16 protein-coding genes are annotated in these 14,297 nt (G+C 61.6%); 7 read left to right on the top strand and 9 right to left on the bottom strand.

Annotation, left to right across the window (positions count from 1 at the left end):
- From AC1DLT_RS11755 to AC1DLT_RS11745, 3 genes are read right to left on the bottom strand one after another with little or no spacing between them, the layout of a single operon-like run.
- Positions 1-2,958: a sarcosine oxidase subunit alpha family protein gene (locus AC1DLT_RS11755; RefSeq protein WP_477486832.1), complete on the bottom strand. Its 2,958-nt coding sequence runs from the start codon at positions 2,956-2,958 to the stop codon at positions 1-3.
- Positions 2,955-3,236, bottom strand: coding sequence for a sarcosine oxidase subunit delta (locus AC1DLT_RS11750; protein WP_151043638.1), 282 nt, complete (start codon positions 3,234-3,236; stop codon positions 2,955-2,957). Before AC1DLT_RS11750 ends, AC1DLT_RS11755 begins: the two co-directional genes overlap by 4 nt.
- A 12-nt stretch (positions 3,237-3,248) precedes the next feature.
- Complete coding sequence (locus AC1DLT_RS11745; protein WP_477486831.1) at positions 3,249-4,499, bottom strand: sarcosine oxidase subunit beta family protein; 1,251 nt, start codon at positions 4,497-4,499, stop codon at positions 3,249-3,251.
- Between the two features lie 238 nt (positions 4,500-4,737).
- Between AC1DLT_RS11745 and AC1DLT_RS11740 the strand changes: the two genes are divergently transcribed.
- From AC1DLT_RS11740 to sciP, 3 genes are all read left to right on the top strand, one after another.
- Positions 4,738-5,769, top strand: a complete 1,032-nt coding sequence (locus AC1DLT_RS11740; protein WP_477486830.1) for a DUF2793 domain-containing protein — start codon at positions 4,738-4,740, stop codon at positions 5,767-5,769.
- Between the two features lie 128 nt (positions 5,770-5,897).
- Positions 5,898-6,650 (top strand): sugar transferase, encoded by a 753-nt coding sequence (locus AC1DLT_RS11735; RefSeq protein ID WP_477486829.1) that lies wholly within the window; start codon positions 5,898-5,900, stop codon positions 6,648-6,650.
- Between the two features lie 195 nt (positions 6,651-6,845).
- On the top strand, positions 6,846-7,121 hold the full coding sequence (gene sciP, locus AC1DLT_RS11730) for a CtrA inhibitor SciP (RefSeq protein WP_018327815.1): 276 nt from the start codon (positions 6,846-6,848) through the stop codon (positions 7,119-7,121).
- A 90-nt stretch (positions 7,122-7,211) separates the two neighbouring features.
- Here the strand turns inward: sciP and AC1DLT_RS11725 are convergent, their stop codons facing one another.
- Positions 7,212-7,664 (bottom strand): paraquat-inducible protein A, encoded by a 453-nt coding sequence (locus AC1DLT_RS11725; protein WP_477486828.1) that lies wholly within the window; start codon positions 7,662-7,664, stop codon positions 7,212-7,214.
- A 106-nt stretch (positions 7,665-7,770) separates the two neighbouring features.
- Here AC1DLT_RS11725 and AC1DLT_RS11720 point away from each other — a divergent pair, with 106 nt between their 5' ends.
- Complete coding sequence (locus AC1DLT_RS11720; RefSeq protein WP_038544619.1) at positions 7,771-8,049, top strand: GNAT family N-acetyltransferase; 279 nt, start codon at positions 7,771-7,773, stop codon at positions 8,047-8,049.
- Between the two features lie 119 nt (positions 8,050-8,168).
- On the opposite strand, the gene AC1DLT_RS11715 is transcribed toward AC1DLT_RS11720, so the two are convergent.
- Complete coding sequence (locus AC1DLT_RS11715; protein ID WP_007769465.1) at positions 8,169-8,519, bottom strand: hypothetical protein; 351 nt, start codon at positions 8,517-8,519, stop codon at positions 8,169-8,171.
- Between the two features lie 423 nt (positions 8,520-8,942).
- Here AC1DLT_RS11715 and ctrA point away from each other — a divergent pair, with 423 nt between their 5' ends.
- Entirely contained in the window at positions 8,943-9,641 is a 699-nt protein-coding gene (gene ctrA / locus AC1DLT_RS11710) for a response regulator transcription factor CtrA (RefSeq protein WP_038544621.1), read from the top strand.
- Between the two features lie 146 nt (positions 9,642-9,787).
- Here ctrA and AC1DLT_RS11705 read toward each other — a convergent pair whose 3' ends face one another.
- Both AC1DLT_RS11705 and chpT read right to left on the bottom strand, forming a co-directional pair.
- Positions 9,788-10,150, bottom strand: coding sequence for a response regulator (locus AC1DLT_RS11705; RefSeq protein WP_038544623.1), 363 nt, complete (start codon positions 10,148-10,150; stop codon positions 9,788-9,790).
- Between the two features lie 104 nt (positions 10,151-10,254).
- Positions 10,255-10,902 carry a histidine phosphotransferase ChpT gene (gene chpT, locus AC1DLT_RS11700; protein WP_038544625.1) on the bottom strand — a complete coding sequence of 216 codons (648 nt, stop codon included), beginning with the start codon at positions 10,900-10,902 and terminating at the stop codon, positions 10,255-10,257.
- A 185-nt stretch (positions 10,903-11,087) separates the two neighbouring features.
- On the opposite strand from chpT, the gene AC1DLT_RS11695 reads away from it, so the two are divergent.
- Both AC1DLT_RS11695 and AC1DLT_RS11690 read left to right on the top strand, forming a co-directional pair.
- On the top strand, positions 11,088-11,681 hold the full coding sequence (locus tag AC1DLT_RS11695; RefSeq protein ID WP_151043662.1) for a DUF1134 domain-containing protein: 594 nt from the start codon (positions 11,088-11,090) through the stop codon (positions 11,679-11,681).
- A 158-nt stretch (positions 11,682-11,839) separates the two neighbouring features.
- Positions 11,840-13,045: a coiled-coil domain-containing protein gene (locus tag AC1DLT_RS11690; protein WP_038544627.1), complete on the top strand. Its 1,206-nt coding sequence runs from the start codon at positions 11,840-11,842 to the stop codon at positions 13,043-13,045.
- Between the two features lie 5 nt (positions 13,046-13,050).
- Here AC1DLT_RS11690 and AC1DLT_RS11685 read toward each other — a convergent pair whose 3' ends face one another.
- Both AC1DLT_RS11685 and AC1DLT_RS11680 read right to left on the bottom strand, forming a co-directional pair.
- A complete protein-coding gene (locus tag AC1DLT_RS11685; protein ID WP_477486827.1) occupies positions 13,051-13,872 on the bottom strand; it encodes a TrmH family RNA methyltransferase in 822 nt (273 codons plus the stop codon).
- Positions 13,872-14,258, bottom strand: coding sequence for a hypothetical protein (locus tag AC1DLT_RS11680; RefSeq protein WP_038544630.1), 387 nt, complete (start codon positions 14,256-14,258; stop codon positions 13,872-13,874). The genes AC1DLT_RS11685 and AC1DLT_RS11680 overlap by 1 nt, the downstream gene beginning before the upstream one ends.
- Positions 14,259-14,297 lie beyond the last annotated feature (39 nt).

Raw genomic sequence — 14,297 nt, 5'->3', positions numbered from 1 at the left:
TCATAGATGCAGTTTGCTGTTTTCGGGATCGACGAAGACCGGCGGACAGACTTGCGCGAGCACTTCCGAACCGCGCAACCCGTCCCAGACCATGATCCGTTCGCCGATCCGCTCGCGCCCGGATTTCAGCATGGCGAGCGCGATGAAATGCCCGAGCGTTGGCGAAAAACAAGCCGAAGAAACAAAGCCCTGGTCGTTGGCGAGGGAGGGCTTTGCACCATCCTTCAGGAGATGCGCACCGGCCTTGATATCCTTGTCTGCCTCGATCGGCTTCAATCCGACGAGCTGCAGCCGGTCGGCGGCCGTCAATCCGAATCGGGTCGAGAGCCGCTTGCCGATGAAATCCGGCTTCTGCATCGCCATCATCCGGCCGAGCCCGACATCGTCCGCGGTAGTGCGGCCGTCGAGTTCGCTGTGGGTGACATGCCCCTTCTCGACGCGCAGCACGTTGAGCGCCTCGACACCATAGGCGCAGATGCCCTCCTCGCGGCCCGCGTTCATGATCGCGTCGGCGACGGCCTCGCCGTAACCGGCCGGAACCGCGAGCTCGTAGGCGAGTTCGCCCGAGAAGGAAATGCGGAACAGCCGCGCCTTCAGCCCGTCGCGCAGCATCACCTCCCTGGCGGCGAGGAAGGGTAAGGCAGCATCGGAAATATCGTCCTGCACGACGCGGCTCATGATGATTCGCGCCTTCGGACCGGCGAGGGACATCTGCGCCCATTGATCCGTCGAGGAGACGAAGCGCACGTCGAGCTCCGGCCAGAAGGTCTGCGCCGAGAATTCCAGATGCGCGAGTACGTCCGCGGCAAAAGCCGTCGTCGTGGTCATGACATAGTGGTTTTCGGAAAGCCTGCTCACCGTTCCGTCGTCGAAGACGATACCGTCCTCGCGCAGCATCAGCCCGTAGCGCGCCCTTCCGACCGGCAGCTTGAGAAAGCCGTTCGAATAGATGCGATCCAGGAATTCCGCCGCACCTGCGCCAAATATCTCGAGCTTGCCGAGCGTGGAGACGTCGCAGAGCCCCGCATTGGAGCGGACGCTGAGGACCTCGCGATCGACGCTTTCTCGCCAGGTCTTTTCACCCTCCCGCGGGAACCAGGCGGAACGGTACCAGAGGCCTGAGTCCACGAAGGTCGCACCATTCTTCCGCGCCCAGTTATGCAGCGGCGAGGTGCGCACCGGAGCCGCATGTTCGGCCCGCGCAGTGCCGGCGAGAGCGCCGAACGAGACCGGTGTGTAGAACGGCCGGAATGTGGTGGTGCCGATCTCGGCAGGCGACACCCCGCGCATGCCGGCGACGATTCCGGCCGCGTTGACGTTGCCGAGCTTGCCCTGGTCGGTCGCCATGCCGGCGGTCGTGTAACGCTTGGTGTGCTCGATATGGCGAAAACCTTCCCGCTGGGCGAGGCCGAGATCGCCGACATGCACATCGTTCTGGAAATCGACGAAGGCCTTGTCCCGGGCACCCGGCACGTACCAGAGCGGCACGAAGGACGGATCGTATTCGCCCTCGACCTCGGGCGTTTCAAGCGCGCCCACCAGCCTGCCCAACGCGTCGAGTGCAGCATGCGCCTTGGCCGAACCATCCTTCAGGCAATCCCCGATCGACGCATGGCCGGCAGCCGAACCGGCCGCCACGAAAGCGCTGCCGACATCAGGCGCCAAGAATGCCTGTTTCTCGTCCGACCATACGGGCTTCGCGCCGCGCTGGCACATCAGATGCACGATCGGCGACCAGCCGCCCGACATCGCCAACGCATCGCAGCCGATCACCTCCTCGAAGCCGGAACGCTCGGCGATCAGCCCCTCGATCCGGTGGCGCCCCTTGGTGGCGATCACCGAGCCGTTGCGGATGACGCGAACACTCTCCGGCACCGGGTCGGCCGATTGCGGCCGCGCATCGATGATCGCTGTGACATCAATGCCCTGGGCAAGGAGATCTGCCGCGGTGCGGTACCCGGAACCGCCATTGGTGAAGACCGCGACCTTGCCGCCGACAGCGACGCCGTAGCGGTTGAGATAGGTGCGCGCAGCCCCGGCCGTCATCACGCCCGGCTTGTCGTTGCCGCCGAAGACCAGCGGCCTCTCTTCGGCACCAGTGGCAAGGATCGCCTGCTTGGCGACGACGCGCCACAGCCGCTCCATCGGCAGGTCCGGCGATGGCGAGGCCACGTGTTTCTGCACCCGCTCGACGGCGCCGAAGACCATGTCGTCATACCAGCCGAACACGGTCGTGCGCGGCATCAGCGTCACGTTGGGCAGCGACGCCAGTTCCCCGACGATTTCGGCCGCGAACTCCGCAGCCGGCTGGCCGCCGACCGTTGCGCTTTCCGACAGCAGCGAACCTCCGAACCTGAAGCCTTCGTCCACCAGAATGACCCGCGCCCCAGCCCGGCCGGCGGCGAGCGCCGCTATGAGACCGGTCGGCCCCGCGCCGATCACCAGCAGATCGCAATGCGCCCAGGATTTTTCGTAACGGTCCGGATCGGCCTGCATCGTCGCCTTGCCGAGCCCGGCGGCACGGCGGATCAGCGGCTCGTAGAGTTTTTCCCAGAGCACGCCCGGCCACATGAAGGTCTTGTAGTAGAAACCTGCACCGAGGAACGGCGACAAGAGATCATTCACGGCGCCAAAATCGTGTTTCAGCGATGGCCACCGGTTTTGGCCTGCAGCGGCAAGACCATTGTAGAGCTCGACCGTCGTTGCACGGGCGTTCGACTCGGCCCGCGCGCCGGACCCGATCGTCATCAGCGCGTTGGGCTCTGCGGATCCTGCCGTCATCACGCCGCGCGGGCGATGGTACTTGAAGCTGCGGGCGATCAGCATCTGATCGTTGGCAAGCAGCGCCGAGGCGAGCGTATCGCCCTCGAACCCCTTGTAGGTCTGGCCGTCGAAGGTGAAGCTGAGCGACTGGCCGCGATTGATCGCGCCGCCGGACCCGAGACGATAGGAGGTCATTCGGCAGCTCCCGCCCACTTGAATTCCGAAGCGTCGGTCACGCCGAAAACCTCATGGGTGAGGTTGTCGCGCTCGACCACCAGAAAACGGCGGCAGCCGGCGATATGGTGCCAATATTCCTGGTATCGGCCCTTCGGATTGTCCCTCACATAGACATAAGCGTGCCAGGCCTCGTCCTTGGCGGTCGGTGAAGGGCGTTTCGGCGCGGCGGCCCCGCGGATCGAAAACTCTTCCTTGGGTCTGGTGCCGCAATGCGGACAGGTGATCAGGCTTGCCATGGGGGATCTTGCTCAGTGGAGGTTCGGCTGAGGGCCGCGGCCCGCTTCGTCGATCGTGTAGCCGCGCTCGAACCGGTCGAGCCGCATGAAGCGGGTGACGTGATGCGTCTCGTTTTTGGCGATCAGGTGGGCAAAACAGAAACCGGAGGCCGGCGTCGCCTTAAAGCCGCCGTAACACCAGCCGCAGTTCAGATAGAGATTGTCGATCGGCGTGCGATCGATGATCGGCGATCCGTCCATCGACATGTCCATGACACCGCCCCAGCTTCTCAAGACCTTGGCGCGCGACAGGCCGGGGATCAGCGACACACCCTCCTCCATCGTGTGCTCGACGGTCTGCAGATTGCCGCGCTGCGCATAGGAGGAATAGAAATCGATCTCGGCGCCGAACACCAGCCCGCCCTTGTCCGATTGCGATATGTAGAAATGGCCGGCGCCATAGGTGATGACGTGGTCGACCACCGGCTTCAGTCCTTCCGACACGAAGGCCTGCAGCACATGCGACTCGATCGGCAGTTCGAGATCGGCCATCCGCCCGACGGTGGTCGTATTGCCGGCCGCTGCGAGCGCCAGTTTGTTGCAGCCGATGAAGCCCCTGGTCGTCTCGACACCGGTGACGAGACCGTTCTCGCGGCGGATGCCGGTCACCTCGCAATGCTGGATCAGGTCGACGCCGCGGGCGTCCGCTCCCCGACCATAACCCCAGGCGACCGCATCGTGCCGCACCGTGCCGGCGCGCTTCTGGTAGAGCGCGCCGATGATCGGGAAACGGGCGTGGTCGAAATTGAGATAGGGCGCTTTCCGGCGCACCTGCTCGCGGTCGAGCAGTTCGGCATCGACGCCATGGATGCGCATGCCGTTGCCCTTGCGGGCATAGGCGTCCCGCTGGCCGTCGGAATGGAAGAGGTTGAGCATGCCGCGCTGCGAGACCATGGCATTGTAGTTGAAATCCCGCTCCAGCCCTTCCCAGAGCTTCAGCGAAAATTCGTAGAACGGGTTGTTGCCTTCGAGCAGGTAGTTGGAGCGGATGATCGTCGTGTTGCGCCCGACATTGCCGGAGCCGAGATAGCCCTTTTCAAGCACCGCGACATTGGTGATGCCGAACTCCTTGGCGAGGTAATAGGCGGTCGCAAGCCCGTGCCCGCCGCCGCCGACGATGATCACGTCGTAATGCGGTTTCGGCTGCGGTTCGCGCCAGGCCGGCTTCCACATCCGGTTGCCGGACAGCGCTTCCTTGAAGATCGAATAGGCCGAATAACGCATGCTTTTCCCTGTCTCTCGCCGCGCTCACATTCGCATATGCGAGAGAAAGGACAAGCGCAATCGGGACATCCGGAAGCCTGCATGCGGCGAAACGACCATCCGTTGCTTCAAAGGCACGCCGCGTCGAAGCGGGTACGTTTCCGCAGGCCCCAGTCAGGCTTTTCAAAGGCTTGCCCTCTTCCGCCTCCCCGTCTCCGCCATTGGCCTTAGACTCCCGGGCGACAGAATGGAGACAGCCATGGCCGACACGACCGCGAACCTGAACATGCCTTTCATCCTGCCCTCGCAGGCCCAGAAACACGTGACGCACAACGAGTCGCTGCTGCGGCTCGACGCGCTGGTGCATCTGACGATCACCGAGGAACTCGAGAACCCGCCCGGCGCACCCGCCGAGGGCGCCTGTTATCTGGTCGCGACCGCGCCGACCGGCGCCTGGGCCGGCAAGACGGGACGCATTGCCTCCTGGCAGGATGGCTATTGGGCATTTTCAGAGCCACGTGTCGGCTGGCGCGCCTGGTTTGCCGCTTCCGAAAGGCTGAAAGTATTTTCCGGCACGCTCTGGCAGGACATCCCTCTGCCCGCGACCGGCCGCCTCGACGAACTCGGCATCAATGCGACGCCCGACAGCACCAACCGGCTCGTCCTCGCCTCGCCGGCAAGCCTGTTCAACCACGCCGGCAACGGTCACCAGATCAAGGTCAACAAGGCCGCCTCGACCGACACGGCTTCGCTGCTCTTCCAGTCGAACTGGACGGGTTATGCGGAAATGGGCCTGGCCGGCGACACCGAGTTCTCCGTCAAGGTCAGCGACGGGACGACATGGAAGACCGGGCTGTCGATCTCGCCCGGCGGCCATGTTTCGCAACCGAACCAGCCGGCCGCCCGCGCTTACCGCACCGGCACCAGTTTCGCTCCGACCGCCGGCCAGCAGAGCGGCTTCACCACCTTCGCCCTCGCACACGGCGGCCTTTCGCTGGGCACCGCGGTTGCCGGCGGCGGCAACCGGGTCGTCGTGCCAGCTGACGGCCTGTACCTCGTCGCCCTCAATGTCGCGGTCCTGTCGTCGTCCGGCCATGCGACCAGCCTGATGCAGAATGCAACGCAGCCGCTTATTCTGTTGAACGGCATCGCCGGTGGAGCACAAATGCAGTCCGCAACGGGAATCTTTTCCTTTTCCGCCGGAGATTACCTGACACTCGGGCATGCAGGAACCGCACAACTGGAATTGGGCGCCGGAAAAACAGAGCTATCCTTGGCAATGCTGTCATAACAGCAAATTCTAAAGTTCTTTTCATTCTTAACGCCAGGTTAACTTGGCTGATGACTCATCTCGGGAGGTGTTCTATTAAAGGCCACCGCTGCCTTCGAGGCTCGGGGGTAGAGCACGGGTGGCTGGTTTTGAGTGTTCCTGATCTGCATGACGACGCCGCCGACAGGTCGAGCGCCAGGCGGCGTGGCGAGCCGCCGCCAACTCGCATTTGGCAATCCATCGCACCACCTAAATCCTGCCCTGGATCCACCCGCCTTGCATCCAGCGGCAGCCGTCGGGTGCAACTCGCGGCAAAGCGCGCAATCGACATCGGCGTCTCGCTTTCGGCACTGGTCCTGCTCCTGCCGCTGATGCTGGTCGTCGCGCTGGCGATCCGCATCGACAGCGACGGCCCGGTGCTTTTCACACAGACGCGCTGGGGCAAGGACGGCTGCAGGTTCCGGGTCTACAAGTTCCGCTCCATGCGCACCGACCTCGGCGACGCGAAGGGGATTGCCCAGACAGTGCGCGACGATCCGCGCATCACCCGTGTCGGCGCTCTCATCCGCAAGGCCAATATCGACGAACTGCCCCAGCTTCTGAACGTCCTGAAAGGCGACATGTCGCTGGTCGGACCGCGTTGTCACGCGATCGACATGCTCGCTGCCGGCATTCCTTACGAGAACCTGGTTGCAGATTATCATCGCCGCCATTCGATGCGACCCGGCATGACCGGCCTGGCACAGATGCGCGGTCTTCGCGGACCGACGGATCGCCCCGGCAAGGCGCGCGCCCGTATCGCATGCGACCTCTATTACATCGACAATTTCTCTATTTTGCTCGACCTGCGTATCATATTCGGCACGCTGCTCGCCGAATTTCGTGGCGGCGAAGGCTTCTGATCGCCGCCTTCGCCGAGGCTGCCCAACCATCGAAACACCGCCTTTTCAGCGGCCGGAAAGCCTTTTTCGTCCTGCCTTGGGACACGCAATGCGATTGTTGCCACAGTGGGAACAAATGCTGCGGCCTGTTTAGTCAAATATTAAAACTGGGCGGCTAGGCTCACCGACGTGGTCTTGCGTTGTGTAGAGAGTCCAATGACCGAAATGATACGTCCCCGAGTAAAATATGTCATCGGCCCCGATGGCAGCCCCTTGACGATCGCCGATCTTCCGCCGGCCAATACGCGCCGCTGGGTCATCCGGCGAAAGGCAGAGGTGGTAGCCGCGGTTCGCGGCGGCCTGTTGAGCTTGGAAGAAGCCTGCGAGCGGTACACGCTCACCGTCGAGGAATTCCTGTCCTGGCAGTCCTCCATCAACGATCATGGCCTCGCCGGCCTGCGCACCACGCGCATTCAGCAATATCGTCACTGACGCCGAATTCGTGGGCGCCAAGCCCGCACCGGAAAACAAAAGGTGCCGCTGCAACGAATGCAACGGCACCTTTCGGTTTCTAAAATTCGGTCAGCTCTGCCCCGATCCGATCCGGGACAGTGACGGCAGCAGTCCGGCGATGATGGCCGAGGCGGCGTAGAACCAGAGGCCAGGCTGCGAGACCGCAACAGCCAGGCCGCTGCTCTTCGCGGCGAAGACGACGATCGCCACCAGCATCACGTCCATCATCGACCATTTCGAAAGATGCGGCATCGCGCGGCGGAAAAATCCCGCCTCCGCCGCCCGTCCGGACAGTTGCACCGTCAGCCCGACGAGCTTGACGATCGGAAAAACGATCGAAAACAGCCCGACCACCATCGACAGTGCCACATCTCCCTCCCGGAACAGCGCCGCGACGAGTTCCAGCAGAGACGGAGTCTCGGTGAAGAAATAGAGCCGCTCGAAACGGATGATCGGCAGGAAGAGCCCGAGCGCCAGGAAGATTGTGGCCAGCGCGAGAAGAAGCGGCCGCAGCCAGTTCATCGCTTTCTCCGTTGACGATGTGTCACCCTTGGGAGGCCGTTTAAGCTATTTCCCTCCGGCCCTCCCCGTATTACACCATTGGCGAACGGACAAAAGCGGGACAATCATGAATATCACCGATGAAGAGACGCGGTCGGGCGGGCGCTACGTAGCCGAGGTTGAAGGTCATTATGCGGAAATGACCTATTCGCGCGCCTCCCCGGAACTTATCATCGTCGATCATACCGGAGTTCCCGACGAGCTTCGCGGCAAAGGGGTCGGCCAGGCGCTGGCATTGCATGCGGTGGAAGAAGCCCGCAAGGGCGGCTGGAAGATCATCCCACTCTGCCCATTCTTCAAGGCCCAGACGGAACGCCATCCCGACTGGCAGGATATTCTTCGTTAACGCGGGATGCGGAGCCCGAATCACAAACGCTAACGGAAGACTAAAAACGGAAATGGGGCCCGGCACCGCGGCACCGCCCCAGATTATGACATTCCGTCGTTGATGCCGCCCGGCTTTTGTTAAGCGCGGGCGCGCATTCCGCCATCGCGCTCTTCGAGCGCCGAAGCCTTGGCAAATTCTGCTTCCGCTTCCTCGAGCGCCAGTTCGGCACTTTCCTCCTGGACCTTCAGTTCGCGAATCGAGACCTGAAGGTTGTCCGCGCGCTGGCGGGCTGCCTTTGCGAAGGTCGGATAAGCGAAGTGATTCCGGTCGGTAATCCCGGATTTCTTCTCTTCCAGAGTGATCTGATGCTCGAGTTCTTTAGACATTCTCTCGAATTCGGCCATCATCATCTGCAACTGCTGCAGTTGACGACGCTTTTCGGTGACCTGAAAACTTTTCAGGCGAACCAGGCTGTCACGCGACTTCATACGCAATACTCCGTGGATAGCGAGACCCAGGCCCGTGTATCCGGATTGGTACACTCCGGATCAAAAAATTCCCGCGACGTTAATAAATTAAGCTTCGCGTTAACCTTTCGTTTACGGGCATCATTAATGATAAACCGGATCGTTTAAGGGTCGGTAAATGCCAGGGCCTAAATTGGCCGCGACAATGTATGAGTCGAATGAATCACTTAGCGGAATTTCCTCATCCGCTGATTCAGTCCTGGTGATGACCAATCTTAAAGGGAAATCAGGTTGCTGCTAATTTTGCTTAACGAAATCATGAACCTTGCCAGGTTGAATCATAATTTGTTAACCATTTAGTGGCAGCTTCCAAATCAGGCTCAGTCTGGATCCGTATCGAGTAAGGGGGCAAAGATACCTTACGCGGCGGTAAAGGGGAAAAATATGCGGGTTCTACTCATCGAAGATGACAGCGCGACTGCCCAGAGCATCGAGCTGATGCTGAAATCGGAAAGCTTTAACGTCTATACGACCGACCTCGGTGAGGAAGGTGTCGATCTCGGCAAGCTTTACGACTATGATATCATTCTCCTCGACCTCAACCTGCCCGACATGTCGGGCTACGAAGTGCTTCGCACTCTGAGGCTTTCGAAGGTCAAAACACCGATCCTCATCCTGTCCGGCATGGCCGGCATCGAAGACAAGGTCCGTGGTCTCGGTTTCGGCGCCGATGACTATATGACCAAGCCCTTCCATAAGGATGAACTGGTCGCTCGCATCCACGCGATCGTCCGCCGTTCCAAGGGTCATGCACAGTCGATCATCATCACCGGCGAACTGATCGTCAATCTCGACGCCAAGACCGTCGAAGTCGGCGGCCAGCGCGTTCACCTGACGGGCAAGGAATACCAGATGCTGGAGCTCCTTTCGCTCCGCAAGGGTACCACGCTCACCAAGGAAATGTTCCTGAACCACCTTTACGGCGGCATGGACGAGCCGGAACTGAAGATCATCGACGTTTTCATCTGCAAGCTGCGCAAGAAGCTTGCCAATGCCGCCGGCGGCGCAAATTACATCGAAACCGTCTGGGGCCGTGGCTACGTGCTGCGTGAACCTGAGGCGGAATACGCCGAAACCGCCTGAGCTGCCTTGAAAATCCCCTTTCGAAACGTCCGCCTGGCTTGCCCGGCGGGCGTTTTGTTTTGAGCCTGCTTGCGGACCTCAAACGAAAAGCGGCGGCCATGTGGGCTGCCCTGGGTCGAGCGGATGTAGATGTATCGGCTTGTGGATCAGGCCGCCTGTGCCAGGGCCGAGAAGACCGACGTCAGGATCTTGCGATCGAAAGGCTTCAGCAGGAAATCGTCCGCACCGGCGCGCTTGCCGGCCATCATCTTCTTCAGGTCCGCCTCTATGACGCAATAGAAGATGCGGATGCTCTTGCCGTTCGGCATCGCCCGGATGGTGCCGATGAGTTCGAGCGCGCCCTCCAGGCCAGCGTCGACGATCAGGAAATTGGGAAGCTCGGCATTGCAGCGCGTCACCGCCGCGCGCGCGGTGTCGGCCTCGACGACGAGAAAGCCCAGTTCCGACAGGATCCGCTTGCCGACCGTCCGTACGATGTCCGATCCGTCGGCGATCATTAAACGCTGCATCGTGTCCCCCTGACGCTGAACCCGCTCTGGTTCCAAGCGTCTATCATTAGGAGGATGGCCCTAATGAATGGTTACCCTAGGGCAGCAATCAACCGGAGATCGTCTCAGGCAGCCACAGTTTCGGCGATGAAGACGATCTTGTCTTCCGAAACCACGTGCCTCAGCTCCATGCCGGACTCTTCCGCGAGCAGTACCGTGTAATAGGGCTGGATCGAATGGGCATCGATCGGCTCTTCAAGCGTGCCGCTGGCGATTTCGACGAACTTGGCCGGCACGCGCATCATCCGTCCCTTGATGGTGAGGATAAATTTCGCGTCGTATTCCGGATTTTCCAGCGTCACGTCCATCGAACCGCCGCGAGGAATGCCCGCATAGGCGACGAGGAAGAGGTTGAGGAGCAGCTTGACCCGGTTCTTGGCGATGATAGCCCGCGGGCCGTTCCAGGTGACCTCGGTCTTCTTCTCGGCGATCGCGAAATCCTTGGCAGCCTTTTCGGCCTCGCCGGTGTCGATCGAGGCGCCGACCGAGCCGGAAGCACCGAATGCGAGGCGGGCAAACTTGAGGCGCACAGAGGCGTTGAGGGCCGAGGTGCGGATGAGGTCGAGCGCGTCGCCGTCGGCGGCACCTTCGTCGAGAAGCTCAAGGCCGTTGTTGATCGCGCCGACCGGGGAGATCACGTCATGGCAGACACGGCTGCACAGAAGTGCCGCGAGATCTGGCCCGGCAAGGGTAAGATTCGGATTCTTCGGCATGTAGGTCTCCTGTTTGGGAAATGCTCCCCCCGCGTTCGCCTTGCCATCTGAAGGTTGCGCGGGGATGAAGCAATGTTCCTGGTCATAATGACACCATATTTGGTAAACCGATTGTTAAGATCATGGCCTCAAAATGGCTGGGCCTTAAGCATGATGCAAAAGGCATGCCCCTGGATGATACAATCATGGATCTGACAATGCGCATCCACACCCCTTCGGCCCTCGCACGTTTCGCAGCGACGGTGTTTGCCGTGATCGCGGTCTTCGCAGGCCCGGCATCAGCCCAGCAGGGCGCCAACCAATATTCTGCCCAGGAAATCGTCGATGCCGGCCACGGCTTCTTCGGCTCCACCAGCGGCGGGCTTGCCAAGGTCGTCGAGAAGGCCTTTTCGCAATACGGCCTGCCGAACGGCTATATCCTCGGCCAGGAAGGGTCGGGCGCCTTCATCGCCGGTCTGACCTATGGCGAAGGTGAACTCTACACCAAGAACGCCGGCCAGCACCCCGTGTTCTGGCAAGGGCCTTCGCTCGGCATCGATTACGGCGGCCAAGGCACACGAGCGATGATGCTCGTCTACGACCTTCCCTCGGTCAACAGCCTTTATGCGCGCTTCGGCGGCGTGTCCGGCTCCGCCTTTGTGGTCGCCGGCGTCGGCATGACGGTGCTGCGCAACAACAATGTGATCCTGGTACCGATTCGCACCGGCCTCGGCGCTCGCCTCGGCATCAACGTCGGTTATCTGAAGCTCACCCAGTCGCCGACCTGGAACCCTTTCTGAAATTTGCCATTATCCTCCCCGGACACCGGAGAGGATTTGATGTTTTTCACCGCAGCGCCCCATAATCCCGCCTTCTGCCTGAAGGGCGCTTGCCGGTTGAATACGGCCATGCTTAAACAGCCTGCGCATTTCCATCCAGACCGCGAAACGGCCGCATCGTGATTCAGTTTGCTCTTCTGTTCGGCTTGGGTTTCCTGAGCGCCGCACTTGCAGTGATGCTGATTGCCCCGGCGGTCCATAATCGCATCGTGCGCTACACCGAAAACCGTATCAAGGCGACGCTGCCGATCAGCCCGCAGGAAGTCCGCGCCCAGCGAGATATGGCCCGCGCCGTCTATGCCGCGGAGAACGCGCGTACCAAGCAGGAACTCGTCCAGGAAAGAGACAAGGCGGTCGCGCTGCAGATCAGGAGCGAAAGCCTTGCCGAGGAAACCAGGCAGCTGCTATCCGAAATCACCGACCTGCGCACCCAGATCGACACCATGGATGTCGAGGCCGCCGACGCCCGCTCGCGCCTGCGTCAGGAGGACAGCTATATCCAGCAGTTGAAGGCAGCGCTCGAAACCGCCGAGCAGAGCGTCGCCGCCAAGGATCAGGAGATCGAGAAGCTGCAGCAGCGCCAGCTTTTGATGATAGCCGACGCCGACAACTTCCGGATCGACCTTTCCACCCGCGACACCGAGGTGGAGAACCTGAAATTCCGGATCACCGCCTTGCGCGACGAACGGGACACGTTGCGCAACGACGTCCGGCTGCAGACCTCCCGCGCCAAGGACGCCGAGGCCCGGCTCGCCCAGGAAGAGCATCGCGTCCAGCGACTTGAGGACAAGCTTGCCAAGGAAATTGCCGACCGTGCCGACAGGGAGACGACGCTGGAGCGTCGGCTTGCAGAGATCGGTCGGTTGCGGGACAAGCTGAAAGGCGCCAATGCCGAAGCGCGGGATTCCAGTCGCGCCCTTCGCGATTCGGCCGTCGTCCGCCCGGTGATAAAGGCGGGGCCGAAAAAGAAGATTACTCCGGAGGACATCAACCTGCGTGAAATTCCGCATGCTCCGCCTCCGCGACAAGCCCGGATTTCCGGACAACCCGACGTCGATCCCGTCGTGGCCAGAATGGCTGAGGATGCCCGCAGTAGAGCAATGGCGCTCTCCGAGCGCCTGCAGAACGACAGCGGCAGCGACGAAGCGATTCGCCAGGAGCTCGCCGCGATCGCCGCCAGCATGGTGGCGATGACGGCGGCGTCCGAAGGTTCGTCCTCACCGATCCACAAGATCCTCTCCGGCAAATCCGGAAACGGCAACCGGGAAAGTCTGGCAGCGAAGTCGAAGAAGACGCTCGCTACCGCCCAGGACGCGAATACCTGAGACTTCTATAACCTGCCCTGAGCCATGGCGATCTCGTAGAGCGCGATCCCCGTCGCCGTCGCGGCATTGAGACTGTCGAGGCCTGGTGCCTGGGCGATGCGCGCCGATCGGATGCGGGCAAGCACCTCTGCCGGCAGCCCCTCGCCTTCCGTGCCGGTGATCAGCACCATCCGGTCCGACGCCGGCACCTCGCGGATCTCTACGAAGCCAGCGGGAGAAAGCCCCCAAACGGCAAAACCGTTCTCCATCAGCACCGCCAGGATATCGGACATCGTGCCGTGCCGCGTATAAGGCACCGAAAGCACCGACCCCACCGAGACGCGCAGCGCCTTGCGATAGAGCGGATCGCAGCAACTCTCATCGAGCAGCACTGCATCGGCGCCGAAAGCTGCAGCATTGCGAAAGATCGAGCCGATATTGTCGTGATTGGAGATGCCGAAGGCGGCGACTACCAATGCCTTCTCCGGCAGCCTCGCAATCAGTTCGGAAGCGCTCCTCTCCTGCCGGCGGCGGCCAAGCGCCAGCACCCCGCGATGGAGGTGGAAACCGGCGATCTGATCGAGCACGGCAGTGGACGCCACATAGACCGGAATATCTGCCGGAAAACCTTCAAGGATCTCGGAAAGCCCCGCAACCCGGTTTTCAAGCAGCAGGATCTTCTCGGTCAGAAAATCGCCACCCGAACCATGCGCGGCGGCGAGCATCCTGAGCACCACCGTGCCCTCGGCTATGAACCGCCCTTCGCGTCCGGTCAGGTCCCGCTCGCGGATCGACCGGAATTCGGCGATCCGCGGGTCGTCCGCGTCTTCGATGCGAACCGGCGCCATTATTGCGGAACGGCCACCGTCACATCGGCAACGATGCGGCCGGCGGCGATATCGTAGATGAAAATCTTCTGGTCGCCGGTCAGCAGGCCGTAGAACAGGATCTGGCTGCCGGAGAGCGATACGCCCTGCACCACGAAGCCGGCAGGCAGTTCCGCGGTGGCAGCAAGCGGCTGGCCGGCCGGCACCGAGAACCCGCCTGTCGAGGCGATCGTCTCTGGCTTGGCAGGCCGCTGCGCGACCTTGTAGACAATGGCGCCAAGGACCGCCATAAAGCAGACGAACAAGATCCCGCCCGAAACGAGTATCAGAAGCACCATTTTCCGGCGGATTCTCTCCATTGCCGGATCAAGCGGCTCTTCCTTTTCCTCGATCTCGGGTTGGGGCATGGGACGTCCTTGTTCTTGTCGAATGCTATCGGAATGATT

It is taken from the genome of Neorhizobium sp. 05N33, assembly GCF_056397445.1.
Note: the sequence above shows the minus strand (reverse complement) of the source record. Positions and strands in the feature narration are given on the sequence as shown.